At 67.2% G+C, this 24,631-nt stretch carries 23 protein-coding genes and 3 pseudogenes; 17 read left to right on the plus strand and 9 right to left on the minus strand.

From position 1 onward, the window contains the following. Positions 1-87: 87 nt before the first annotated feature. Positions 88-2,709: a Pls/PosA family non-ribosomal peptide synthetase gene (locus tag AB0383_RS34145; protein WP_366189487.1), complete on the minus strand. Its 2,622-nt coding sequence runs from the start codon at positions 2,707-2,709 to the stop codon at positions 88-90. Positions 2,710-3,831: 1,122 nt separating this feature from the next. On the opposite strand from AB0383_RS34145, the gene AB0383_RS34150 reads away from it, so the two are divergent. The 3 genes from AB0383_RS34150 to AB0383_RS34160 all read left to right on the plus strand — a co-directional run bounded on the left by AB0383_RS34150 (position 3,832) and on the right by AB0383_RS34160 (position 5,823). Then, complete coding sequence (locus AB0383_RS34150) at positions 3,832-4,440, plus strand: ATP-binding cassette domain-containing protein (RefSeq protein ID WP_366189488.1); 609 nt, start codon at positions 3,832-3,834, stop codon at positions 4,438-4,440. Between the two features lie 161 nt (positions 4,441-4,601). Next, positions 4,602-4,733: a hypothetical protein gene (locus AB0383_RS34155; protein ID WP_364188113.1), complete on the plus strand. Its 132-nt coding sequence runs from the start codon at positions 4,602-4,604 to the stop codon at positions 4,731-4,733. Positions 4,734-4,998: 265 nt separating this feature from the next. Next, positions 4,999-5,823, plus strand: coding sequence for an alpha/beta hydrolase (locus AB0383_RS34160; RefSeq protein ID WP_366189489.1), 825 nt, complete (start codon positions 4,999-5,001; stop codon positions 5,821-5,823). Positions 5,824-6,420: 597 nt separating this feature from the next. Here the strand turns inward: AB0383_RS34160 and AB0383_RS34165 are convergent. Beyond that, complete coding sequence (locus AB0383_RS34165; RefSeq protein WP_364188107.1) at positions 6,421-7,455, minus strand: substrate-binding domain-containing protein; 1,035 nt, start codon at positions 7,453-7,455, stop codon at positions 6,421-6,423. Between the two features lie 733 nt (positions 7,456-8,188). Beyond that, entirely contained in the window at positions 8,189-8,395 is a 207-nt protein-coding gene (locus AB0383_RS34170) for a hypothetical protein (RefSeq protein WP_364188105.1), read from the minus strand. Positions 8,396-8,511: 116 nt separating this feature from the next. Between AB0383_RS34170 and AB0383_RS34175 the strand changes: the two genes are divergently transcribed. The 4 genes and pseudogenes from AB0383_RS34175 (at position 8,512) to AB0383_RS34190 (ending at position 11,536) form a co-directional block, all read left to right on the plus strand. After that, on the plus strand, positions 8,512-9,432 hold the full coding sequence (locus AB0383_RS34175) for an NADP-dependent oxidoreductase (protein WP_364188102.1): 921 nt from the start codon (positions 8,512-8,514) through the stop codon (positions 9,430-9,432). Between the two features lie 14 nt (positions 9,433-9,446). Next, positions 9,447-9,929, plus strand: coding sequence for a cupin domain-containing protein (locus tag AB0383_RS34180; RefSeq protein ID WP_364188099.1), 483 nt, complete (start codon positions 9,447-9,449; stop codon positions 9,927-9,929). 741 nt (positions 9,930-10,670) lie between these two features. Continuing rightward, positions 10,671-11,087, plus strand: a pseudogene (locus AB0383_RS34185) (recombinase family protein); the annotation flags it as partial. Positions 11,088-11,254: 167 nt separating this feature from the next. Further along, positions 11,255-11,536 (plus strand): hypothetical protein, encoded by a 282-nt coding sequence (locus AB0383_RS34190; protein ID WP_366189566.1) that lies wholly within the window; start codon positions 11,255-11,257, stop codon positions 11,534-11,536. 187 nt (positions 11,537-11,723) lie between these two features. Here the strand turns inward: AB0383_RS34190 and AB0383_RS34195 are convergent, their stop codons facing one another. Next, a complete protein-coding gene (locus AB0383_RS34195) occupies positions 11,724-12,434 on the minus strand; it encodes a hypothetical protein (RefSeq protein WP_364188094.1) in 711 nt (236 codons plus the stop codon). A gap of 52 nt (positions 12,435-12,486) precedes the next feature. Here AB0383_RS34195 and AB0383_RS34200 point away from each other — a divergent pair. Further along, positions 12,487-12,982: pseudogene (locus AB0383_RS34200) on the plus strand (hypothetical protein). Between the two features lie 46 nt (positions 12,983-13,028). Here the strand turns inward: AB0383_RS34200 and AB0383_RS34205 are convergent. Continuing rightward, positions 13,029-14,285: a TetR/AcrR family transcriptional regulator gene (locus AB0383_RS34205; RefSeq protein ID WP_364188092.1), complete on the minus strand. Its 1,257-nt coding sequence runs from the start codon at positions 14,283-14,285 to the stop codon at positions 13,029-13,031. A gap of 289 nt (positions 14,286-14,574) precedes the next feature. Between AB0383_RS34205 and AB0383_RS34210 the strand changes: the two genes are divergently transcribed. From AB0383_RS34210 to AB0383_RS34240, 7 genes are all read left to right on the plus strand, one after another. Continuing rightward, complete coding sequence (locus AB0383_RS34210; RefSeq protein ID WP_364188089.1) at positions 14,575-15,888, plus strand: Rieske 2Fe-2S domain-containing protein; 1,314 nt, start codon at positions 14,575-14,577, stop codon at positions 15,886-15,888. Next, entirely contained in the window at positions 15,881-16,159 is a 279-nt protein-coding gene (locus AB0383_RS34215; protein ID WP_364188086.1) for a hypothetical protein, read from the plus strand. Before AB0383_RS34210 ends, AB0383_RS34215 begins: the two co-directional genes overlap by 8 nt. A gap of 398 nt (positions 16,160-16,557) precedes the next feature. Then, positions 16,558-17,943 carry an MFS transporter gene (locus AB0383_RS34220; protein WP_366189490.1) on the plus strand — a complete coding sequence of 462 codons (1,386 nt, stop codon included), beginning with the start codon at positions 16,558-16,560 and terminating at the stop codon, positions 17,941-17,943. A gap of 230 nt (positions 17,944-18,173) precedes the next feature. Further along, on the plus strand, positions 18,174-19,151 hold the full coding sequence (locus AB0383_RS34225) for a PDR/VanB family oxidoreductase (RefSeq protein WP_366189491.1): 978 nt from the start codon (positions 18,174-18,176) through the stop codon (positions 19,149-19,151). 61 nt (positions 19,152-19,212) lie between these two features. Continuing rightward, on the plus strand, positions 19,213-20,319 hold the full coding sequence (locus tag AB0383_RS34230) for an NADH:flavin oxidoreductase/NADH oxidase (RefSeq protein ID WP_364188077.1): 1,107 nt from the start codon (positions 19,213-19,215) through the stop codon (positions 20,317-20,319). 158 nt (positions 20,320-20,477) lie between these two features. Next, positions 20,478-20,639, plus strand: a complete 162-nt coding sequence (locus AB0383_RS34235; protein WP_364188074.1) for a hypothetical protein — start codon at positions 20,478-20,480, stop codon at positions 20,637-20,639. Beyond that, entirely contained in the window at positions 20,636-21,304 is a 669-nt protein-coding gene (locus AB0383_RS34240; RefSeq protein WP_366189492.1) for a GPR1/FUN34/YaaH family transporter, read from the plus strand. The genes AB0383_RS34235 and AB0383_RS34240 overlap by 4 nt, the downstream gene beginning before the upstream one ends. Here AB0383_RS34240 and AB0383_RS34245 read toward each other — a convergent pair. Then, on the minus strand, positions 21,294-21,539 hold the full coding sequence (locus AB0383_RS34245) for a hypothetical protein (protein WP_366189493.1): 246 nt from the start codon (positions 21,537-21,539) through the stop codon (positions 21,294-21,296). The genes AB0383_RS34240 and AB0383_RS34245 overlap by 11 nt on opposite strands. A gap of 239 nt (positions 21,540-21,778) precedes the next feature. On the opposite strand from AB0383_RS34245, the gene AB0383_RS34250 reads away from it, so the two are divergent. Then, entirely contained in the window at positions 21,779-21,904 is a 126-nt protein-coding gene (locus AB0383_RS34250) for a hypothetical protein (protein ID WP_364188069.1), read from the plus strand. 35 nt (positions 21,905-21,939) lie between these two features. Further along, positions 21,940-22,416 (plus strand): annotated as a pseudogene (locus AB0383_RS34255) (IS3 family transposase); the annotation flags it as partial. Positions 22,417-22,613: 197 nt separating this feature from the next. Here the strand turns inward: AB0383_RS34255 and AB0383_RS34260 are convergent. Genes AB0383_RS34260 through AB0383_RS34270 form a run of 3 tightly spaced genes read right to left on the minus strand, consistent with a single transcriptional unit; the run spans position 22,614 to position 24,624 of the window. Further along, positions 22,614-23,420, minus strand: a complete 807-nt coding sequence (locus AB0383_RS34260) for a sugar phosphate isomerase/epimerase (protein ID WP_364188066.1) — start codon at positions 23,418-23,420, stop codon at positions 22,614-22,616. Further along, the gene (locus AB0383_RS34265) at positions 23,417-23,878 is read right to left on the minus strand and encodes a type II 3-dehydroquinate dehydratase (RefSeq protein WP_364188064.1); all 462 of its coding nucleotides are present in this window, start codon (positions 23,876-23,878) and stop codon (positions 23,417-23,419) included. The genes AB0383_RS34260 and AB0383_RS34265 overlap by 4 nt, the downstream gene beginning before the upstream one ends. Then, positions 23,878-24,624 (minus strand): SDR family oxidoreductase, encoded by a 747-nt coding sequence (locus tag AB0383_RS34270; RefSeq protein ID WP_364188061.1) that lies wholly within the window; start codon positions 24,622-24,624, stop codon positions 23,878-23,880. Before AB0383_RS34270 ends, AB0383_RS34265 begins: the two co-directional genes overlap by 1 nt. Positions 24,625-24,631: the final 7 nt, after the last annotated feature.

The following is a 24,631-nucleotide window of genomic DNA, read 5'->3' on the forward strand; positions in this document are numbered from 1 at the left end:
TCAGCAGTTGGGGGCGTGCTCGCGGTGCGGTAGCTCGGTCAGGTCGGCGAGGACCGGGTGCTCGGCGGTGTCCACGCTTGCCGGGTGTCAGCCGCCGCGGACGAGCGCGGCGGCGTAGTTGTCCTCGATGTTGATCTTTCGGGCCCGCGGATCGCCCGAGTGCTCGCGCATCTCTGTGGCGGGGTTTCCGCCCCACCGTGCGTTCGGTGGCACTTCCTCGCCCTTCATGAGGAAGGAACTAGTGGCGAGCACCGCGCCGTCGCCCGCCGTCACTCCATAGTGGACGAATGCGCCGACACCGAGGGTGCAGCCGGCACCGATTGTGATGCGGTCCGACTTGAATCCGCCGTCCTCCTGCGAGTGGCACTGGACGATGGTGTCCGCGTTGAGGGTGCAGTTCTCGCCGATCGTGGTGAAACTCCGCTCTGGCACGCGGAGGCCGTCGTCGAAGACCCGGCGGCCGACCCGCATACCCAGCAGCCGCCAGATCACATTCTTGAGCGGGGTGCCATTGAAGGCGAGGACAAAGGTGAGGGAGGTGACTTTCCAGAAGCGTTCGTGCCGCCAGAAGGCGCGGTCGTAGATCGAGCAACCCTGCGGCACCAAGGCCTGCAGCGGCCGGAACAGCCGGTCGACCACGACGTTGTAGGCGACAGTGAAGACGACGACGCCGGCGGTGGCCAGCCCGACCGCGAGTGCGAGCGCGCCCAGGAAGTGCAAGAGGTTGACGGCAGCCAGGTAGACCACGATGACGGAGAATAAGAAAGTCCAGCGCACCAGCAGGAACAGCGCCATGCTGATGGTGTTGTAGACGGTCTTGGCCCTGAGGCCACGGCGCAGCTCGTCTGCGCTGCTCACGTCGAGGTCCCTGTCGCGCTTGACTGATCGTGGGATCTCGAAGCTGGGCGCGCCGAGTAAGCCCACGCCTTTCCGCACCTGTCCGTCGACGGGAACCATGACCTTCGTCGCGAGGAGGCAGTTGTCGCCTGCCTTGCTCTGCGGGGGGTAGGCGATCATGTTTCCCAGGAAGTTGTCCGGCCCGATCGACGTCCGGGACAGGCGGAAGGAGGTGCTCGAGAAATCGGCGTTGATGATGGACAGCCCGTCGGCGACCATCGTTCCGCTGCCGGCCGCGCTCAGGAAGGGGCTGTCGTGCTTGACCATTTCGCCGAAGTTCGAGCCGGTCTGCCGCACGCCCCGGAGGCTGTAGCCCAACCAACGCAGGTAGTAGATGATGTAGGAAGTTCCACCGAAGAGAGTCGTGAAGAACCTGAGGTTGGTCGTGCGGGTGATCGCGCGGTGGACCCAGTAATGGAAGCCGTACAGCGGATAGACCTTGTCCGGCTTGATGAAGAGGTTCAGCACGCGCGGAACGGTGCCCACAAGCACGAGGCCGACGAGCACGGCGCCGAAGAAGACCACGGCGGAGACGACCAGCGCGTCACGGAAGAATGTCCAGGTCGTGAGCGACACCGGTGCCGAGTCCATCAGGGGGCCGAACTCCGGGAGCCGCGGGAGCGCGACGTCCGCGAGGCCGAACGTCAGCGGCAGACCCAGCAGCAGCAGGTTCCCCAGCTGCACGGCCGAGAAGACCACTCGTCGTCCGGTGCCCACGTCGCGCGCTGAAACCGCCATCTGGTTCGTCTTCTCGGCCCGCTGGGCAGGCGCGCCGGCCCAGCGCTCCTCAGCAGGTATTGCCTGACCCACGTGCAGAGCCGACGAGTGCCCGAGCTGAGCCCCGTCACCCAGCGAGGCCCCGATGTCGAGCACCGTCGCCTCGCCGACGAGGGCGTCCCTGCCGATGCTCACCGCACCCGTCCGGATGACACCGTCGTGGGCTCGGTAGCCGTTGAAGAACGAGTCTTTCCGGATCACCGCGCCGTCGCCGATGCTGAGCAGATCGGTGCACACGGGCAGATTCCTGGAGAAGATGACGGCGCCGCGCCCGATCTTCGCGCCCAGTGCCCTCAGGTAGAGCGCGTAGAGCGGTGAACCGACGAACAACACCATCGGGTTTCGCTGGATCAGGGTTTTGACGAGCCAGAACCGGACGTACGCCAAGCTCCAGACGCGGATCTCCTGAGGCTTCCACCGGCCGACGAGCACCCACTTGACGAGGATCGGAAGGGCGCACAGGCCAAGGAACATCGCGGCGCCGAACGCCACCGACCGCAGGTAGACGTCGACCAGGTTCGGGCTCGTCGAGACCCAGTGGAAGCCCGCCACCCAGACGGCCGCGGTGAGGGCGGGATAGCCGAGGAGGATCAGGAGCTGCAACGCCCCGCAGAGGACATAGCGTGCTTGCCTCGGCGGCTCGATGAGAGGCGCCGGAGGTGCCGGCTGCAGGGCGGGCGTGGGTTTGCTGTCGGTTGTGGTGGTGAGGGCGGCTGCAAGGCTTTGAATCGTCGGGTGTTTGTAGATGTCGGGCATTGATACTGACGGTAGGTCGGGCCGTTTGCGGACTCGTGCGCAGAAGCGGGCCATGACCATGGAGTCGGCGCCGAGGTCGTCGAAGAAGTGGCCGTCGACCGGCACGTGGTCGGTGTCCACGATATCGGTGAGCACCTCGGCAAGAAGTCGCTCGCATTCGGCGAGCGTGGTCAGATTGTCGGCCGCCTCAGCGGTCAGGACGCCGTGCGAGTTGCCCATTCGATGATCCTCTTGAATCAGAAATTGGAGCAGTCGGCGCGACAAGCAGGCCTGACTCATGAATGAGATTCACGCTTGCCTGGACTGCTATCGGATCTGGCGCCGGAACACGGCTAGCCGTGTTCCGGCGCGGTCCGTAGCCGGAAGGAGAGATGCAGTCTCCGACTGCGGACCTTGCGTCATGAGTACAGCGGTGTGATCGCCGGATGCTGGCACGCATCGACCGACACCGGCGGCGGGCCCGTGTTCGCCCGCAAGATCCGGAACCTGGCCCGCGGCGGGGAGTTGGCGCCGAGATTATGGAAGGGGTGGCAGCAAGTCGAGACGCCGACACCACCCGGTATCGGCCAGCGCGCTCAGACTCGACGGCCGAGGCATTGTGTTGGGCCGTGCCGCTGAGAAAGGTACCGCGCGCCGTCGGGCAGCGCTGGCGTCGCCTGAGCGTTCGCGGTGTCGACCCGTGTCTCATGCGACTGAACTCCCGCCAATCCGAAAATCCCCACGAAGATGTTCTTGGCACGCCGCAACGCGATACGGAATGATCAGACCCGCCCCGCAAGAACACCTATTTTAGTATGCGTCATCCAGATTAGTGGTGGGCGACGCTCGGCTGTCAAGCCTTCAGGGGTGATAATTACGGGTCAGCTTTTTCGCGCCAGTCGCTCCAATTGGATCTTAGATTTTCCTGTCTATACCTGGGAACGACGCCACCCGCAACGTGGCCAGACTGTCGCGACGCCGCCCACGGTGATACGGTGTTGATCCGACTCCCTCCGCGCGGGGCAACCGGAGCCACCGAAATGGGTTGTTCTCCGGCGTCGCACGGCGATCACGTAGCCGCGACAGTGTCGCGCCGCCGGGGATAGCGTCCGGCAAAATGGTTTTCCTCCCGTTTACCTTCGCGGTCGACGTTTGGTGGCCCGGAGCCGTTCTTGCCGCAGGGCGCTGATTTCGGGCAGGGGGAGCGCGGATGGTGGCCCGCCGAGGGCCCCGGCCAGAAGCAAATCTGCGGGGTCGGGGTTGCGGGCGCCGTCGGGCATGTTCACGCCGTCACCGGTTCCGGCGACTTGGCCCAGCGTCTCGAGAATCCGGCGGAGCATCGACGCCGGTGGTGGCCTGCCTGGGAATCCTCCTGGTGATCGGGGTGGCGCTGGGCCTGTTCCGGCTGCTGAGCCCGGCCGGATGGCGACGTTGGGAGCACCGGTGACCACCGGGACGGCCACCAGGCTGGAGGTCCGGGACCTGGTCAAGCGCTACGGTGCGCAGACCGCTGGACGAGGTGTCGCTCGTCGCCGAAGCCGGACAGCTCGTGGTCGTGTTCGGCCCGTCGGGCTCCGCAAATCCACGTTGCCGCGGTCGGTGGCAGGCATCGAGCGCGTCCACGACGGCCGGATCCTGCTCGGCGGCCGCCTGGTCGCCGACGAGACGCTGCACGTGCCTCCGGAACGGCGCGAGCTGGCGATGGTGTTCCAGGACTACGTGTTGTGGCCGCACCTGACCGTCGCGGACAACGTCGCCTACCCGCTGCGGCGCAAGAAGATCGCTCGCCCCGAGGCGGAGAAGCAGGTCACCGCCGTGCTGGAGCGTGTCGGCCTGGGCGACTACGCGGTGCGGTTTCCCAGCGAGCTGTCCGGCGGGGAGCAGCAGCGCGTCGCGCTCGGCTGGGGGCTGGTCGGCCGCCCGGTGCTGCTGCTGTTCGACGAACCACTGTCCAATCCGGGCGCAGACCTGCGGGAGCGGACGCGGGTCGAGATCGCCACCTGGCCAGGGAAAGGTAGGCCCGGCTGCTGAGCGAGGGCATACCCCTGGGCGCTGGCAAGCGCCGGTGGTCGGCGGCGGCGCGGTGGACGCGCTGGGTGCGCCGCGCCCGTCGGCGCGCGAACCTGCACGACCCAGCGCTGCAGGCGCGCGTGGTCCGCGTGAGGCAGCACGAACGGGCGGACGATGAGCTGATGAACGCCCGACTTCCGAAGCTGTTCGACCTCTCGACGACGCCGGCCGCCCCCGCCGCGGGCGCGGCCGACCGGGCGGCAGTCGAGCAGCCTGGCGAGCGACCGAATGCCTGGTGGAACGCAGCAGGCTGACTCGTCGAATGGTCCAGACCGTATCGCGGTCTCCCCTGCGAGTGCTGCGCGCGTGTCCCGTGGTCAGGTGTGTCGGTCGGATATCGCGTCGCGGATCTTGTCGATGAACGCTGGCGGCGCCGAGGTGCGCGGGCTCGAGCAGACGAAGTCCCCACAGTTTCAGACGCGGCCTTGCCCGGGCCGCGGCTGGCAGAGCAACGTGATCATCGACTGTGACAGGCCCCGACGGGGGAGCCGTCGCACCCTGAGAGAGCGGAGACCACCCATGCCGATGATCACCACCGCCGACGGTGTCGAGATCTTCTACAAGGACTGGGGCACCGGGCAGCCGATCGTGTTCAGCCACGGTTGGCCGCTGTCGTCGGACGACTGGGACACCCAGATGTTGTTCTTCCTGCAGCACGGCTTCCGCGTCATCGCCCACGACCGGCGCGGTCACGGCCGCTCGGCGCAGGTCGCCGACGGGCACGACCTCGACCACTACGCCGATGACCTCGCCGCGGTCACCGCGCATCTCGATCTGCATGACGCGATCCACATCGGACACTCCACCGGCGGTGGCGAGGTCGTGCGCTACCTGGCCCGCCACGGTGAGGCCCGGGTCGCGAAGGCGGCCATCCTCGCGGCCATCCCGCCGCTGATGCTGCAGACCGAGTCCAATCCCGGCGGGCTGCCGCTGAGCGTTTTCGACGACATGCAGGCCCAGCTCGCGGCCAACCGCTCGGAGTTCTTCCGCGCGGTGGCCTCGGGCCCGTTCTACGGCTTCAACCGGCCGGGCGCCGAACCCGACGAGGCGCTCATCCAGAACTGGTGGCGCCAGGGCATGATGGGCAGCGCGCTGGCCCACTACGACGGCATCGTCGCGTTCTCCCAGACCGACCAGACCGAGGACCTGAAGAAGATCACCGTGCCGACGCTGGTCATGCACGGTGACGACGACCAGGTCGTGCCCTACGCCGACTCGGCCCCGCTTTCGGTCAAGCTGCTGAAGAACGGCACGCTCAAGACCTACCCGGGCTTCCCGCACGGCATGCCGACCACCGAGGCCGCGACGATCAACGCCGACCTGCTCGAGTTCATCCGGGCCTGAGCTGCCTACTGCGGGCGCCCCAGGGAGGCAGCCGCCTGCAGGTGCGCCGGGATCAACCGGGCACTCGTGGTCGTCGGCCGGTTTTCTCGCCGACCGTGGCAACGATCCGGACCGCCTCGGCGTGCCACGCGGCGAACCGGTGGCCGCCACCATCACCGAAGCACACGGCGACACCCGCACCTGGCAGGGCCTCCGCGAAGGCTGCCTCGCCGGCCGCGGCGCGCCATCGAACTGCACAGTCCGCCACCGCGCCTCGGCCGGTCCCGGACTGTGCAGCGTCCCCCGGGGCGTGTCCCCCGAGCGCGGCAACACACTGCGCTCCAGCGTGGGTCGGTGCCCAATGCACCGCGCCCGGCTGCGAGCGCAGGAGCTGGACGTAAGGAGAGCTTGGAACCCTTTCGCTGGCCCGAGCCGAAAAGTAGCTTCGCGCGCAGGCTGATTCGTCTACTGCTCCCAGGCGTGCGTCAGGAGCGACGCGGGCGCACTCGCCCACGGTGGCGCCTTCGCCGGGGTCGAGGTCGAGCACGAGCCAGCCCTGGGGCCGGCGTTTCGGGCCGGGGCCGACCCCTGCACTGCAGCCGAGTCGGGCGCGAATCGTCAGATACTGGCCAGAATGTCGAAGCCCGTGTGGTCCGCGGTCGCCAGATAGACTGCCTGCTCAGTTCGTGCACGATCGACGAGGATGTTGCCCCGGGGGCCATGGTAGCGAGCGTGTTCGGCGGTCGCGCACAGCTGTTCGACGTTGCTGGAGCCGGTCCGGTTCACTAGCTCGGCTAGCATCCACAGTCCTTCGTAGCATGATTCGCCGGGCGCGTTGAGCACCGGAGCCTCGGGACCGAACCGGCGGACGTAACGGGCTCCGAACTGGAGGCTCTCGGCCGTGGGCAACGTTTCGAAGTAGCCCGAGGCGACGAACACGTCCTGCGCCGACGAGGCACCTATCTCCTGGAGCATGTTCTCGTCCATGAGTGTCGAGAACCGGGCGCATTGGTCTTGCAGGCCGCGTCGGGCGAACTGCTGGTTGAACTCGACCGAGTCGTGCCCGACCAGGAACATCAGTACCCCGTCGCAGGCACTGTGCTCGATCTGTCGCAGGACGGCGTTGAAGGCCGACGTACCGAGGTCCACGAACGCAGCGCCGTCGACCCGCACCTTGTCATGGTCCCGGAGGAACTGTCGGGTGAGTGCGGTGGAGCGGTGCGGCCATGCGTAGTTGTTGCCGATCACGAACCATCGCCGCACGCCGATCTCGTCGGCCATCCAGGTCAGGGCGGGAAGCAGCTGGATTTCGGGGGTCTCTCCGATCGCGAACACCCCGGGCGTTGACTCACCGCCTTCATAGAGTGCCGTATAGACATACGGCACTCGCCCTCGTGTCCGGGGAGCCAGTCGCTGGCGCACCGCGGAGAGATGCCAACCCACCACGGCGTCTATCTGTCCGGCGGTGATCAGTCGATCTACCTGGGACGCGACCCGGTCCACGCCCGCCCCGCCGTCGACGATCCTCAGCTGCACCGGGCGGCCGAGCACACCGCCTGCATTGTTGATTTCCTCGGCCGCCAGTCGGGAACACAACACGCAGGACGACCCATAGATCCCCGCAGGCCCCTGCAGTGGGACGACCAGCCCCACCCTGAAAGGGGCCGTCCGCCCGGACATCACGGCGCCGTTCCCGGACCGACGCGTCCCTCCAGAACGTCAATGAACGCTCGAACTCTGGCGACGGTGGCGATATTCCCCCCGAATTCCTCCGACGGCCCCAACCCCGCTGACCGGGGCAGTCGGATCGACGCGCCACATAATTCGATGGGTGGCGGTCGACGGTGATGCCGGTGGCCCACAGGTCGGCCGAGGCGAGCTCGAAGGTCGTCATCCCTGGCAGCGCCGGCGCGTCGTGGCCGGTCCTGGCCCGATCGACCGGACTGGGACCGGTTTTCGGCCCCTTTTAGCGCTCGGACATGCGAGCCATCGGCCGTTGCCCCGCGACCAGTCGATCAGGACGGCGGCGTTGAGCTTGTCCGCAGCAGCCCGTGCAGCCGCTGCCAGACCCCCGCCTCGGCCCAGAGTCCCGCAGCCGCCGCCAGTAGGTCAGGCCGGAGCCCGTACCCCAGCTCCTGCGGCAAGAACCCCCAGGCAGTCCCGTGTACAGCACGAACAAGATGCCGCACCACGCCTTCCGATCGTCCAACCGTTTCCGTGCGGGTTTCGGAAGCGACGCTCGACCTTGGGCAACAGAGGCTCGATCAACTCCCACAGCTCGTCCTCGACCTCCCACGGCCTGCGCTGAGCCACACCAACCCGCTGCCACCTGCTCAACAACCGGCAAGTTCAAACCACAGGCCAAGATTCATTCCGTTAGGACCTCTTACACCGGGCCCACCCGCGCCGCGCCGCCACGGTGCCGATCAGGTCCGCGCGGGCGTCCGACCACATCGATTTCGTCGAGGTCGGCGGCGAGCTCGCCCTCGTGTTCCATCGGCAGGGCCGCGTATAGTCCGTCGACACGGTGCAGATCACAGACGGTCGGATCACCGCGTAGCGCGGGGTCACTTACCCGCACGAACTCAATCACGTCTGAGCTGTCACGCCTGGAGGGGCTGCCTCGTCTCCCTGACGAGAACGCAGAGCGAGACGATGGAACGCTCGCGGGCGAGAGTGCTCGATTGCCCCCTCCGAGTAAGGACTGTCATGCAAGCCATCACCGTTCGGGACCGAGACGCCGGTATCGCAGGGTTGTCACTGACGGACCTGCCCGACCCCCAAGCGGTTCAGAACGACGTTCTCGTCCGGGTCCACGCCGCGGGTTTCACCCGCGGGGAACTCGACTGGTCGGCCACGTGGACCGATCGCGCGGGCCGGGACAGGACGCCGAGCGTGCCTGGCCACGAGCTGTCGGGTGTCGTCGTCGAGGTGGGCTTCGGCACCACTGGCCTGAGTGTCGGCCAGCAGGTGTTCGGCATGGCCGACTGGTTCCGCGACGGCTCGCTCGCCGAGTACACCGCGGTGGAGGCCCGCAATCTCGCGCCGCTGCCGGCGGATGTCGACCACACCGTGGCGGCCGCGCTGCCGATCTCCGGACTGACCGCCTGGCAGGGCCTGTTCGATCACGGCCGCCTGGCCACCGGCGAGACCGTCTTGGTCCACGGCGCTGCGGGCGGCGTGGGGTCGATCGCGGTGCAGCTCGCCCGCGAAGTCGGCGCCCGCGTTATCGGTACCGGCCGGACCGCTGACCGGGACCAGGCGCTCGCGCTCGGCGTCGACACCTTCATCGACCTCCAGACCGAGAAGCTGGACGACGCCGGCGAGGTCGACGTCGTGTTCGACGTGATCGGCGGAGACATACTCGCCCGCTCGGCCGCCCTGGTACGCGCCGGCGGCACGCTCGTCACGATCGCCATGCCGCCCACCGTCCGGCCCACGGACGGGCGGGCCGTCTTCTTCGTCGTCGAACCCGACCGTGCCCGGCTCGCCGACCTCGCCGCGCGGGTGAGGGACGGACGGCTCGCGCCGGTGGTGGGCGCGGTACGGCCACTTGCCGAGGCACCCGCCGCGCTCGCCCCCGGCGAGCGTATCCCCGGGAAGACGATCTTTCGCGTTACCGAAAGCTGAAAAGGAGTCCCCTCATGATCGGAATGCGGATCGCCGGTGGCCTCCTGGCCGTCGCCGCGCTGGCCGGGGTCACGGCCTGCGCTGCCTCGGACCAGCCCGCCCCCGTCGCAACCCAGCCCGCTGCCACGGCTCCGATGCCCACCACGGCAGCACAGCCACCCACGGAAACCCTGACCCCGCTGCTGCAGCAGGCCCTTCCGAATGTGCAAGGCAAGACCTTCACCTCAGCGATCGTCACCTTGCCGCCCGGCGCACGCGCGGCGCCGCACCGCCATGGTGACGCGTTCGTCTTCGCCTACGTCCTCGACGGCACCGTGCGCAGCCAACTCGAAGGCCAGCCCGTCAGCACATTCCAGCAGGGCCAGAACTGGATCGAGCAGCCCGGTGCTCACCACGTCCTCACCGAGAACACCAGCTCGACGGCACCGGCCAGGCTCCTGGTCGTCTTCGTCGCCGACGCCGGGGCCCAGCTGAAGGTCGACGACCCCCACCGGTAGATCGAAACTGCTGCGGCGGCAACGTGCCCGAACCCCCCAGCCACTACATCAGTCAACCGCATCCTGCCCGGAGCGCTCCGGCGAAGCCTTCGCCGACTGGATGGCGCTCGACGACGAGGAACCGGATTTGGTTCCTTGGCCACTTCGAAGCCGGCCGTCGTCAGGATCGTGAACATCGAGCCCCGCATCGTCTCGGAGCGGCAGCGCGCGCCGGCCGCCTGCCGCCAGGCGGCACGCGCGCGAGCCTGCGGGACTGTGCCACTCCGGCGTTCGCCACTCGCGCCGGCGCTGCGTAGTCCGCAGCGCCGGCCTGTTCCACTTGCCGAGCGACCTGATCCGACGCGACCCGGGGTCTCAGTTCCTGGCCCACAGGAAAGATGTCGAGCACGCAGACTTATCCGGGTTGTCCTCGCAGCGGGACCTACTCGCGCGGGCCCTCAAAAACCAGGACGACTCCACCGTCCTGGTCGCAGGGCGCATGGGTAGGACTTCGCCCGCGAAGTCGAGGAGCTGCGGCACCTGGTCGACCTTGGCTTGGCGAGGCGTAGCAGGTCTCGGCCCTCGCTGCCGTGCGCGCTAGGGAGTCGAGCGGATACAGCATGGGTCTCCGAAACGATTGTTTTCGGAACCCGTTGCACCGATGTGAGGCTGCCAGATGGCATGGGTTCCGGTTTTGTGTATCGAAAGTGTTCGCCTAAGGGTTGCCGGGTAGTTTGGAGACTCATCGCATGCGGTTCGGGTATGCCCAGGTGTCCACCCGGGATCAGAGCACCGATCACCAGATCGACGCGCTCGCCGCGGCCGGGGTGGCCGAGGAGGACATCGCTCCGCGCCGGCGACGAGGTCGTGGTGACCCGACTCAAGCGCATCGGCCGCTCCCAGCAGCACCTGCTCGAGCTGGTCCGCTGGTTCGGTGAGCACGAGGTCGACTCCATCGTGCTGGAACAGGGCATCGACACCTCCACCCCGGGCGGGCGGCTGGTGTTCCACTTTCTCGCCGCGCTGGCGGAGTACGACCGGGAGATGATCGTCGAGGGCACGTTGGACGGTCTGGCTGCCGCCCGGGCTCGCGGCCGTGTCGGTGGCCGGCCCCCGGCGCTGACGCAGCGGCGGTTGGATCAGGCGCAGCGGATGTATGACTCGGGGGAGCACACCGTCGCCGAGATCGCCGAGACCTTCCGTGTTGGGCGCACCACCCTCTACCGGAAGCTACACGCCTACCAGGACGGCGGCGACTGTGTGTTGGTCGTCTACCGCAACACCCGTACCCGCAAGATCGACGCCGACACCAGTCGCCGCTACGTCGAGGCCGGCGTCGGCGAGAAGTGCAGCTGGAGGCGGACCGCAAGTGGTCCCCGTTCGCCGCGGCCCGCTGGCCGCGGTTACAGGCGATCGTCTACGTCGGCGACGGCGTCGTCGCCCGCATCCGCGGCGTCGAGGCGGACCTGGCGAAGTGGGACACCGACGACCGCGGCTACGCCGACGTCCCGTTCACCCAGCCGCTGCCCGATCTGCAGATTGCCAAACAGCTCCCGACGTTGGGCATCGCGCTCGGCGACCACCGCCCCCACGTCCGCGGCAAGATCCGCGAATACGTGTCTCTGTAGCCGTGGATCGGCGGCCGGCCGGCCTGGGTCCGATCGAGCAGGCCCGGCGCTGGTGAGTGCTGCAACCAGGGCTTCAACAAGGCCAGCTCCGTCGACGGGCCAGGCGGGCGGGGCCCGGTCGGGCAAACGCAGGGCGCGTCGCTTCTTGCTCTCCGCTCGGCTCAGCAGGGGCGAAGTCCGGGCCTGCCTACGACGTGAGTCGCGAGGCCGCGTCGAGCATGTGCTGGCAGTAGCGCGGTTCGCCCACCTTGGGCAGCGGTAGCCATTCGGCGAATCCGCGCGCCTCGGGGGTGTCCTCGATAAGCGTGGTGGTCCACGTGTATCCGACGCCGTGCTGCGCCGCCTGCAGTGCCTGCACCCGCCGGTCACCGCGCATCCAGTCCGGCCCCTCGGTGAACCAGTCCAGGCGGGAGAACGCGGCGAGCGCGAGGACTCGCCCGTAGCCGCGGCGCCGGACCTCGACATCGACCTGGACGTGATCGAGCACGCCGGTCCGATCCGCGGGGCACACCGCCAGCGTGGCCGCGCCGATCGCGTAGCCGTCCAGGTGCAGCTCGATCCGGCCGGGCCCGGCGACCTCGCCCGGTGGCACTGTGACCAGTTCTAGCCCGGCCCCCGTGGCCTCCTCCGCGTCGGCTTGTTCGTAGGCGGGGTCGATGAGGGCCCATTGGTGCTCGGCGTGGCCCTCGTCGCGGCAGCGGTGGCAGACCAACGAGTGCAGGCCCAGCGCCCCGACCCACGAGAACGTGCCCGACCCGGGCATGGGGTGCTGGCGCGGGCAGTGCCGCGGCGGGCGGACAGTGAGCGACCTGTCCGGGTTCAGCCCGTGCTGCAGCACCGGCCGTACCGGGAGGTCTGCGCTGCCGTACTCGCCGAGCGGTCGCCGATCTTCGAACATAGGTGCGAGCTTACGACCTTCGCCGCTGGTCAGCGAGGTTGACGATGGACACATGCCCGTGCCGGAACTGCCGCTGAGGCTCGCTGTCGTCGAGTCGGGGGCGGTGCTGTACACCTCACTACCGGGACCGGACGCCCACGCCCGGTCGAGGAGCCCCGCGCTGCACTACCTGATCGACCTCGTCGCGCAGAACCACGACGTCCACATCGGACTGCACGACCTCGACCTCGCCGACCCGGCCGTCTCCGACATGCTCGGCGAAGCCGACGCGATCGGCGTGTTCCAGGTCGAGTCCCGCGCGCAGTTCGGCAATCTGCCCCGCCCGAGGCCGAGGAAGTTCTACGACCTCGTGGTCGCGCGTTTGATCCGCCGCGCACAAGCTGCTCGCTCCGGCGCTGGAGCGGACGTTGGGCGTGCCGTTGTTCCAGGAACCGGTGATGCAGACCGCTGTAGTGGGCGGTGTAGCGGCGTTGGATGCAATGGTCGGTGCAGGTGATTTGTCAGGGGTTTGTGGACCACCCCGGCACGGTCACCCAACGATACCGTGAGGTGTGCCGCTGATCGTCTGCATCCGGTCTGTGCGACCAGCGGCCGTCAGCTCTTACCCTCGCAGAACCGCTGTACGAAGTCGATGTTGAGCTCTTCGATCTCCCCGACCACATACGGGTGCCCTTTCGGATCCAGCGTAAAGGCCAGGTCCCACAGCGCGCCCGTCACCTCGATGTTCAAGATCTGACTGAACAGGTCTCCTGGCAGGCTTGCGTAGCGAGACATCGCGTCGTAATTGTGTTCGGCGAGTACGCGCCGATAATGAGCATGGACTTCCTGAACCTTTTCGGAGGCGCGCCGATCGAACCAGAGTTCCCGCAGGCCACGCCGCCTAGCGAAGAAATCCCGGTACGCCACCATCGTGCGCCTGTTCAACTCGCTGTAGTCCAGCCCTTCAGATCCTGCCTCCACCTGGTCGAGAAGCGCGAGCAGGTCGTGCATGTACTCTGCGGCAACGGCGGCTATCAGAGAATCGAGGTCTTTGAAGTAGCGGTACATCGAAGCGGGTGACGTCCCGGCTGCCTCGGCAATGGCGCGGGCGCTCAGGTCGGGGCCGTGCGGGCCTTGGGAATCGATGATCTCGGTTGCTGCCGAGAGAATTTGCGCCCTGTTCTTCCGCCCCCGCGCCTGTGGCGGCAGTCGCGACTCCCAGGCGTGTGGCGCCGGACCTTCGGTCTGGGCCGCGCTGGTCGAGCGATTGACGCGGCTCGAGTCGGGCTCGGGATTTTTCCGGTCTTCTCCGTCGGGCGACGAAAGCGTGACGCCCAGCCGCCTGCGAAGGAATCGATCGGAGACTTCGCGAATTTCGGTGACTACGCGTGGATCCCCACCTGGATCATGCTGGAAAGCCAATTCCCACAGAACACCGGTAATTTCGATCCAGATTTGATAAGCCAAGATATCGTGCGATTTCGTCGTGAACTCGAGCATCCTCGCGTGCAGTAACTTGGCCAGGTTCGCCCGGAAGTCGCGATGGATGCCGACGACCTTGTCCGAAGCTCTCCGGTCGAACCACAGCTCGCGCAGGCCGGGCCGCGCCGCGAAGAACTCGCGGTAGATGGTGAAAATAGTGTCCAGCAGCCCTCTCAGAGATTCGGTCGGGCGAGACAGTCCTGCTTCGACAGCCGAGAACAGCTCATTGCCGTACTGGTCGGCCACGGCGGCGGTGATGGAGTCCACGTCGGGGAAGTAGTGGTAGATCGACGCCACGGGCGTGTCGGCGGCATCGGCGATCGCACGGAGTGTCAACGGCCGACGGCCCGACGAGGGTGCCGAGTCGATCAAGAGGGCCGCGGCGCGCACGATCTGAGCATGCCGTGCCCGTCCTCGCTCCTGAGGTGGTAGGGCGACCTTCGCGGGGCTTACGGGCGGGTTCTCGGGCGCTGACGACACGGTCTTCACGCTACAGCCTGCCCACCCCGGACGGTCGAACTCCTGGGCTGGACCTGCTGACAAGACGAGCTTGACAGGCGTCGAGATCAAGTGCGTAAATGTCAAAGCTAAACGATGTTCGAGTTCTTGCCACTGGGCCGGCCCAGCGGTGCCCCCGTGTGTCCGTGTACGCGGCACGCCTCAAAGTCGAGGAGAAGCGATGCTCAGCTCGAGTGACAACGAGCTACTCACCAAGGTCGGGCCCGGAACGCCGATGGGGTCGATGATGCGCGAGTACTGGATGCCCGCCATGGTGTCCACCGAGTTGCCCGCGCCTGATTGCGACCCGGCCCGGGTTCTCCTGCTGGGCGAACGCTTCATCGCGTTCCGTGACAGCTCCGGAAAGGTGGGGATGCTGGCTGCGCAGTGTCCCCACCGCGGCGCGTCACTGTTCTTCGGGCGCAACGAGGAGAACGGTCTGAGGTGCGTCTACCACGGGTGGAAGTTCGATGTCTCGGGGCGGTGCCTCGACATGCCGAACGAGCCGGTCGAGAGCAACTTCAAGGACAAGGTCCGAGCCAGGTCGGTGCCGGTTGTCGAGCGGGGTGGGCTGGTGTGGGCCTACCTTGGCTCGCAGGAGGAGCCGCCGCCGTTGCCCGCGTTGGAGTTCTTCGACGAGGAGTTGAGCGAGACCCGGTCAATCAACGTCTTCCAGATCAATTGCAACTGGCTCCAGGCGCTTGAGGGCGACATCGACACGAGCCACTTCGGATTTCTGCACGTCGGTCACCTGGGCAACGATGCCGCGCCCGAGGGCACTTTCCTTCGCCACATGCTGGAGGACCGGGCTCCGAGGTACAAAGTGGTCGACACCGAATTCGGCTCCTCCTACGGTGCATATCGACCTGCCGGCAACGATCAGGAAACGTACTGGCGCATCGCCCACTACTTATTCCCGTTCTACACCATGATCCCCACCGGGCTTCTCGGCAGCTCCAAAACCGTCACCGCCCGGGTTCCCCTCGATGACGAACACACCATGGTCTACCTGGCCACAGCGGACGAGGTGCCGAGCGATCTCGCGATCGGCGCCGAGACCTACGAGAACCTCAAGCTCTTGCCGAACACGACCGACTGGCACGGCCGATTCCGCTCCGCCCGTACGATCGAGAATGATTTCGAAATCGACCGTGACGCCCAGCGCAGTGGGCGCAGCTTCACGGGCCTTGACAGCGTGCCCCTTGAGGACCGGGCGATGACCGAGGGCATGGGACGGGTGTTGGATCGCAGTGGTGAGCATCTTGGCAGCTCCGACGTGATGGTCATCCGCGTCCGGCGGAGGATCTTGCGAGCTCTGCGCACCTTTGTCGACAGCGGCGAGCTTCCCCCTGGCGCCAACGAGCCCGATCTCTATCGGCAGCGCTCCGGCGGGGTCGTGCTGCCGACTGGCGCTGACTGGCTGACTGCGACGCAAGGGCTTCGTGCCGGCACCGAGAAGCCGACGACCGATCCCGCAGTGGCTGCCGGTGTCTGAGGTCAGCCAAGCCGCCGGACGCACCTCTGGCGCCGGCGCCATCGAACGCGCATTGTCCATTCCGTACATGATGGACGTGTCCACTCGCGAATCCGAAGGTGGCGAGTGGGTCTGCCGCCTGGAGTACCCGGAACTGGCCGGCTGTGTGGCCGAGAGCAGGGACGCTCTCGACGCCCACGACCAGCTCGAACGGCTGCGTGAACAATGGTTGCGGCATCGGGTGGAGACCAACCAGGAAATTCCGACACCGCGTCCGTCGCTGCGGTCCTGAACAGGTCGACGGTTTCGCGGGGGGACTGGCAAGAAATGCTTTCACCGCGGAGCGCGCCCCACCGCGCGAACGCAGATGCGGTTGTTATTTGCGTCAGCGGAGTCGAAACATGTGTTCCCGTGAGCTCTGCTCGCATCTGACGATGGCAGCGATTTTCAGCTTCGGGTCAATCAGCCCGATCTTTTCCGTCGGTGTTCCAGCCGCCGACTGGCTTGCCGCAACGCATGTGTTCTCGCGAACCGAAAGTGGGGTTGGCGCCTCGAGCGCCCGGAATTAGCTGTTCGCCCGTGAAGGGCTTTTGAAATCCACGCGAACAGCGGCTGAAGCCTCGCCGCAAAGATCCGAAACCGCGGCCGTCGCCGAGGCGCTGGACAGTCGACGTTTGCGCGCGGAGCAGGATGAAATCCTTTTCACGCCAGAGTGAATCTCACCGCACCAACGGAGGTACGGTAATGATCGAAGCTTCGGCTGAGTCGAAGAAACCGACTCTGCCCCAGAGAAAGGTGAGCACCGCGCGGGTACTTGCGGCCGCGATGCTCGGCACCACCATAGAATGGTACGACTTCTTCATCTACGGCACGGCCGCCGCCCTGATCTTCTCGCACGTCTTCTTCCCGAGCAGCGATCCGGCGACGGGCACGCTCACCGCGTTCGCCGCTTTCGGCGCGGGATTCATCATGCGCCCGCTCGGCGCGGTGATCATCGGGCATCTCGGCGACAAGTACGGACGTCGCCCGATGCTCGTGGCGACGGTACTGCTCATGGGAGGCGCCACTGTCGCGATCGGCATCCTGCCGTCCTACGCGGCGATCGGGATCTGGGCGCCATCGCTTCTGGTGCTGCTTCGGCTGCTCCAGGGCTTCGCCGCCGGCGGCGAGTGGGGCGGGGCCACGCTGATGGCCATCGAACACGCACCGCAGCACCGTCGCACGTTCTACGGCGCGTTCACCCAGGCAGCTGTCCCCATCGCCTATCTCCTCTCGGCAGCGATGTTCTTCGTGCTCCAAGGCACGCTCGACCGGCCGGCACTTCTCTCCTGGGGCTGGCGAATCCCGTTCTTGCTCAGCATCGTGGTGGTGGCCATCGCCATCGTGGTGCGCTCGGGCGTGCCCGAAAGTCCGGAATTCGCGGCCAAGAGCAAGAGGGCAGAACGCCCGCCGCTGCTCCAGGTGCTGACCAAGTACCCCCGCTCGGTCGCGCTGACCATCGGTCTGACGATCGTGACGAGCACGGATTTCTACCTCGGTCAGGTATTCCTGCTGTCCTACGCCACGGCGAAGGCAGGAGTGCCGGCGTCGTCGATGCTCCTGGTGACGATCATGGGTTCGGCGGTCAACGCCGGAATGACCTTCGTCGCGGCCCGGGTGGCCGACCGGATCGGCAACCGAGCGGTTTTCTACGTCGGCCTCATCGGGTTGGCTGTCCTTGCCTTCCCGACCTACCTGATCGTCAACACCGGGTCCTTCGCGGCGATCCTCGCCGTGCGCATGGTCGGCAACGCCTTCAACGCCGCTGCGTATGCTCCGATCGCTTCGATTCTCGCCGCCACCTTCAGCGTCAAGGTGCGCTACACGGGGATTTCGTTGAGCTACCAGGTCGCAGCTGTCCTCGGCGGCGGGTTTGCGCCGTTCATCGCGCAAGCTCTGCTGACCGCGACGGGCTCGTGGATGGCCGTGGCGGGATACTCCGTCACCCTGTGCGTGATCAGCTTCATCTCGATGAGCCTGCTCGGCAAGGCAGCGAAGGAGAATCACGACAAGGCCGTGCTGCCCGCCGTGGCCTGAGTCGCGTTTTGAGGCCCGACTGCCGCCCGGTCGCCACCCCCGCAGGACCCGTGGTGGGCGAGCGGTGCTTCCGCTCGCCCACCCGGCCCGATTTCCTTCCGAGTCCAACGCCGAGGTCGGCCCGGCGCGCCGCACGGTGACCCTGGGCAGTAAGCACCGTTCCCGACCTGGCCGCTGTGCACCGCGCTGAGGACATCGGTAAATCGTCTTCTCGCCGTGAAAGGATGCTCGTGTCGCTCACCTCGTCCAGCAATGAACCAGTCATCGATGGCACTGGCGCCTTCCCGCTCGTCTTGCGCGTCGTTCGCCGCCGACTAGTAGCCGATGCGGTTATCATGCTCGACCTCGTGCCACCGGCAGGGATGGCGCTTCCGCCGTGGGATGCAGGCGCTCACATCGACGTGGGCATTCCGCAGACCGGACTGACTCGCCAGTACTCCCTGTGCGGGCCGCCTGATGCCGACTTTCTGCGCATCGCCGTCCTGCGGGAACCCGAGTCGAGAGGCGGCTCGGCTTGGTTGCACAGCCATGCGGTCGAAGGCACGACGCTTCGGGTCAGCGGTCTGCGGAACCATTTTGGTTTCACGGGCGGTGATCCGGTTGTCTTCGTCGCCGGAGGGATCGGGATCACGCCGATCAGCGCCATGATCGCCGAGGCACATTCACAAGGCGTACCATGGGAACTCCACTACGCCGGGCGCAGCGTTGAGAATATGGCATTTGCCGCCGAGCTCACTCGCTACGGCGATCGCGTCGACATTTATCCGTCGCGAACCAGGCGGCTCGACGTCCCGGAGCTGCTTCAGCGGCTGTCCCCGGGCACCTGCGTCTACGCCTGCGGGCCCTCCCGTCTGCTGTCCGCGCTCGAGGATGCCGCACCCGCTCACGTTCTTCTGAGGACTGAACGATTCGCCGCTGAGGACATCGACACCTCTCAAAACGTGGCGTTCGAGGTCAGGAGTGCGAGATCGGGAATCCGACGGACCGTACGCGCCGATCAAAGCATCCTCGCTGCCCTCCGCGACGCGGGTATCCAGCAGATATCCCAGTGCGAGGAGGGCGTGTGCGGCACCTGTGAGACCACTGTCTTGGAAGGCATCCCCGAGCACCGCGACATGCTGCTGACCGACGAGGAGCGCGCCGAGAACACCACGATGATGATCTGCGTTTCCCGAGCGAAGACAACACACCTGACGCTGGATCTCTAATCTCGCAATCGGAAGAGCCTCGGGGCCGACCCCAAGGTTGAAGTCCACAAAGGAGCCGAGGTTGAACACGCTCTTCACCCCGTACTCTCTCAGGTCGCTGACGATCCCGAACCGGATCTGGATGTCGGCGATGTGCCAGTACAGTGCGGCGCCCGAAGGCGAGCAGGCAGGCGTCGCGACGGACTGGCACTTCGCCCACCTCGCCGCGCGCGCCGCGGGTGGTACCGGTCTGATCCTCACCGAGGGCACGGCGGTCAGCCCCGAGGGCCGGATCAGCCCCTACGACCTGGGCATCTGGAACCGGACGCAGGTCGACGCCTTCCGCCGTATCACGTCGTTCCTGAAGTCCCAGGGCACGGTAGCCGGGATCCAGCTGGCGCACGCCGGCCGCAAGGCTTGCCTGGAGCGCCCCTGGGTCGACGGCGGACGCCGACTCGCACCGGACGAACCGCACGGCTGGACGCCGGTCGGTCCCAGTGCGATCCCGTTCAGCGAGTCCTCGTCCGTCCCGGAGGCATTGACCCGGACGCGAATCGGCGAGATCGTCCAGGAGTTCGCGGCGGCCGCGGAACGTGCCCGGGAAGCCGGGTTCGAGGTCGCCGAGATCCAAGGTGCGCACGGCTATCTGATCCACCAGTTCCTGTCGCCCCACAGCAACCATCGCACCGATGAGTACGGTGGTTCGTTCGAGGGCCGGACGCGGTTCGCCTTGGAGGTCGTCGACGCGGTTCGGAAGGTGTGGCCGGAGGACCTGCCAGTGTTCTTCCGTATCTCCGCGACCGACTGGCTCGCCGAGAACCCCGACGACGACCGCGAGGGCTGGACAGCCGACGACACCGTCCGCTTCGCCAACGAGCTGCAGGCGCACGGCGTGGACCTGATGGACGTCTCCACCGGCGCCAACGTGGCCGATGCGAAGATTATCCCGGGTCCTGGTTACCAGGTGCCGTTCGCCGAGCGGGTCCGCACCGAGGCCGGGATGCCGGTGGCTGCCGTCGGATTGATCACCAAGCCTGCGCAGGCACAGGAGATCATCACCTCGGGCAAGGCTGATGCGGTTCTCCTGGCCCGCGAGCTGCTGCGCGACCCGTACTGGGCGCGTCGAGCCGCGACCGAGCTCGGGGGCACGGTCCGGACGCCGGTGCAGTACAACCGTGCACAACGGTGACGCCCACCCCCGTCGGACGATGCAGCGTGCACGCTCGCTCGCCTGGTGCTATCTCAAAGCCAGGGTGCACCGGGTCGCCAGGCTGCCTGTCAACCCGCGCCTCGGAGCGGATCTGTCCTCGATCGCTCTGCCCGACCACCTTGCAGCGGAGGTGCCAAGTGGGGCGAGTGTCGCGCCATCAACCCGATTTCGCCGCCTACGGCGAGAACATCCTGAAGATGCGGCTGTCCGCTCATCCCGCCGTGGAGCAGCGCCACCACGCCGACCTGATCGACGCCGCCCACCGATCCGATCCGCAACACGAGGGGGCGCCGCGATGACCGTCATCTCCGGCCACGAACCAGACCTGAGCAACGGTGCAACCAACAACATCTCGGAGCCGGAACCCCTCGGCACCGACGAAAAATCCGCTGGCGGTAGCCCGGGAGTCGTGGGCGTGCCCACGGTCATCGCCGGCGCCATCGGCCTCGGCCTGGTCAACATCGGCGCGCTGCCTGGCGGCGCCGCCGGCGCCACGCTCGCCATCCTCAGCACCTGTACCGCCGTGGGACTGTTGATCACCACGGTCTGGGCCGCGGCCCTCGGTCAGAACGCCTCGGCCAGCCTGTTCGGCGTGTTCTTCGGCTTCTACGCCAGCTACGCGGCCCTCGTGCTGGGCCTGTCCCACGATTGGTTCGGCACCTCAGCGGTTTCGGCCACCGACGCCCAGGTCGCCTGGCTGTGGTGCTGGTTGATCACCATCGTCGTGGTCACCCTCGTGACCCTCCGCCTGCCGTCCAGTCTCACCCTCCAACTGGGCCTGGTCGACGTTGCGCTCGCCCTGCTGCTCGCCGGCACCATGAGCGGAGCCACCAGCCTCATCCGCGTCGGCGGTGCCTTTGTCTTCGCCTTCGTCGCGGTTACGGTCTATCTCTACGCCGACCTCATGTTCATCGCCACCGGCGGCTGCAGCCTTCCCCTCGGCCGCCCCCTGATCACCCGCTGACACCACCGGTAGCCACAGTCCAGGCGGAGCTGGGCACCGACGTCATTCCGATCCGCAACGCACCGGCCGGCCCGGCGACGCTGGCCGTTCGGTACGGCAACGGCAGCGGCAGCCCGCAGACGATCCACATCAGCGTCAACGGCACGCTCCAGTAGCTGTCCGTGCCCAGCCTGGCCAGTTGGGACGACTGGGTGGTGGTGACCGTGCCGGTCACGTTGAACGCGGGCGCGAACACGCTCGAGGTCGCCGTCGCCGACGGGGGACACCGCGCGGGTGAACGTCGACTACCGATTGCTGGGGATCACCATCGTCGATGTCAAGGATTACTTTGCCGAATTCAGGTCCATACCTTTGCCTGATGGAGAAATAATCTTGTCGTCCACCGTACGCCGCTTGGCATGGTCCCTCTCCTTGAGGCCGACGTGCTGAGCCACCTGGCGTAGCCGAATCGTCGGCTTCGTCAGCTGCCTCGGGGTGACCCGGGGTGAGTCCGCTGAGCCGCGGGAACTGCGCAAGCGTAACCGGTTGCTGGAGCAAGAGAACGAGGTGCTGCGCAAGGCGGCCGCCTATCTGGCGCAGGGCAATCTGCCGGGAAAATAGCCTTCCCGCTCGTCCGTGACCTGGCCGCGGCCGGCGCGCCGAACGTGACGTGGCTGACCGACATCACCGAACACCCCACCGGCGAGGGCAGCTGTATCTGTGTGCGGTCAAGGACTGCTACTCCAACAAGATCGTCCGGTACTCGATCGGCTCCCACATGAGATCGTCACTCGCGGTGGCCGCGCTGCGCAACGCGATCGCACTCCGTAACCGCGCGGCGTCATCGTGCACTCCGACCGGGGCGCCCAGTTCCGATCCACAAGCTACCGGCGCCTGCTGCGCGCCCACAGGCTGACCGGATCGATGGGCCGGGTCGGCGCCTGCGGCGACAACGCCGCCATGGAATCGTTCTTTTCCCTGCTGCAAAAGAACGTTCTCGACACCCGACGGTGGCCGACCCGCGACGAACTCCGCCTGGCCATCGTCACCTGGATCGAGACGAAATACCACCGCAAACGCGTCAACGAGGCCTGGGCAAGCTCACCCCCATTGAGTTTGAGACCATCTACACCGCCGCAGCAGCGGCCAGAGTGTGCTGCGACAGCGCAGCATCCCGGTCGGTCGCTTCGCCACCCCGCACGAAACCGCGGCGGCCGCCGTCTGCTTGGCCGCCGCGGACGGCCGCCGCCCACGATCCTCGCCGAGAGCGGAGGCGAAGTCGTCTGGTAGAGGCGAATCGCCCGGGTCGCCGGGTGCCGCGAGCCGATGATCAGGTGAACAGCCGCTGGACTTTTTCGTACGCCAGGTGTGCTGCCTCCTCGACCGGCAAGGCGCGGAAGGCCGGGTTGCCGATCTCCGCGGTGTAGACGCCGTCGTATCCGGACTCGGAGAGGACGCGGATCGCCGAACGGAGGTCGAACGCGCCGTCTCCGGGGAGCAACCGGGTGTTGCGGGAGACGGTGAGCAGGTCGCCGGAGACGGTGGCGGGGCCGTCGTTGAGCTGGACGGCGACAATGCGGTCCGGCGGGATCCGCGCGAGGTCCGCAACGCGGCCGCCGGCGGTGAAGAAGTGCCAGGTGTCCAGTAGAAGACCTGCATTGGGTGCGTCGGCGAGTTCCAGAAGGTGCAGCGCGGTGGGGACGTCGCGGATAGCCGACCACGGGAAGGGCTCCACGGCGATGCGCAGCCCGTGAACGGCGGCTCGGGCGCAGCGTTCGCGCAAGGCCGCGGCGGCGCGAGCGAAATCGAGTGGGCCCGGGTGGTACTCGCCTGCTGAGAGGTAGCGCGCGCCGACTTGATCGGCGAGGGCGAAGGCGCGTTGTTCGGTCGAGGCGACCGCGGCCGGGTCGGTGCCGCGTGCCCAGCCGGACAGGAACTCGATCTCGACGAGTTCCAGTCCGTGCCGGCGAATCGGGTCCATCGGTGAGTTCGTGGAGAGATCGTTGGTGTTCAAGCCGATTCCGCTGAATCCGGCGCCGGCCGCGGCAGCACAGCGATCGGCCAGGGAGAAGCGGGCCGGTTCGGTGAAGCCGGCGCCCGAGAGCGTGACGTGACTCGCCACCAGTGCGAGGCTCACGTCCGGTCCGCCGCGCGTGCGTGGAGGCCGTCGAGTGCCATGACGTAGCCGTGCCAGCCGGCGCCGGCGAGGTAGAGGTCGGCGATTTCGGCGAAGACGTCTTCGCGTCGCCAGGGTTCGCGTCCGAGCGGGTTGGACAGGTGCACGATCGCGAGGTCCAGTCCGGAGTCGGAAAGGGCGTCGCGCAAGGACAGGCCGTAATTCGTGAGCCCGGCGGGGTTGCAGATGATCGCGTCGGCGTCGTCTTGGCGTTCCTGCAGCCAGTCGATGAGCCGGCCCTCGCAGTTGGCTTGGACGTGGTCGACCTTCACGTCGAGCTCGCCGGCTCGGGTGTCGATCCGGGAGGTCACCTCGGTGAGCGGGTGGGTGCCGTAGAAGCGGGGGTCTCTCTTGCCGAGCCGGTTGAGGTTCGGGCCTTGGAGCACGAGCACGTGCACGGGGTTCTCCTTCGGTTGCATCAGGGGATCGGCGGCAACTGCGCGCCCGCGCAGACGTGGAGTACCTCGCCGGTGATGTTGCGTGCGCGGTCCGACGCCAGGAACACCACGGCGTTCGCGACGTCGATCGGCTCGATGAGCCTGCGCAACGGCGTGAACGCCTTGTAGCGCTCGATCATCCGGTCCAGGTCGACGATGTCGGTGCGCTGCTGGTTGAAGGGCGTGCGCACGAAACTGGGCGCGACCGCGTTCGCCCGCACACCGAGCGGGCCGAGCTCGACGGCCATCGACACCGTCAAGCCCACCAGCGCGGCTTTCGAACTCGCGTACGACGTGTTGGCCGAACCGCCGTGCCACGCGCGGGAGCTGATGTTCACGACGCTGCCGGATCCCTGCGCACGCCAGAGCGGCACCGCGGCCCGGCAGAGCAGCATCGGGCCTTTGACGTTGACGGCCATCGTCGCGTCCCAGTCCGGTTCGGGAGTGGTCTCGAGCGGATGCGCGCGTTCTATCCCGGCACTGTTGACCACCACGTCGAGGCGGCCGAACCGTTGCGCCACCTCGTCGACGAGCCGCTGGACCTCGCCGGCGTCGGTGAGGTCCGCGGGCACCACCACGGGTGATCCCCCGACAGCCGTCGCGGCGGCTTCCGCGGCGGCCCCGTCGCGGTCAGCCAGCACGAGCCGGTACCCATCGGCTGCCAGTTCCCGAGCGATCACCGACCCCAGGCCGCCGCCGGCGCCGGTCACGATCGCGACCTTCTCCACGTGCACT

The organism is Amycolatopsis sp. NPDC051373, from assembly GCF_040689465.1.
Taxonomy (GTDB): Bacteria; Actinomycetota; Actinomycetes; order Mycobacteriales; family Pseudonocardiaceae; genus Amycolatopsis.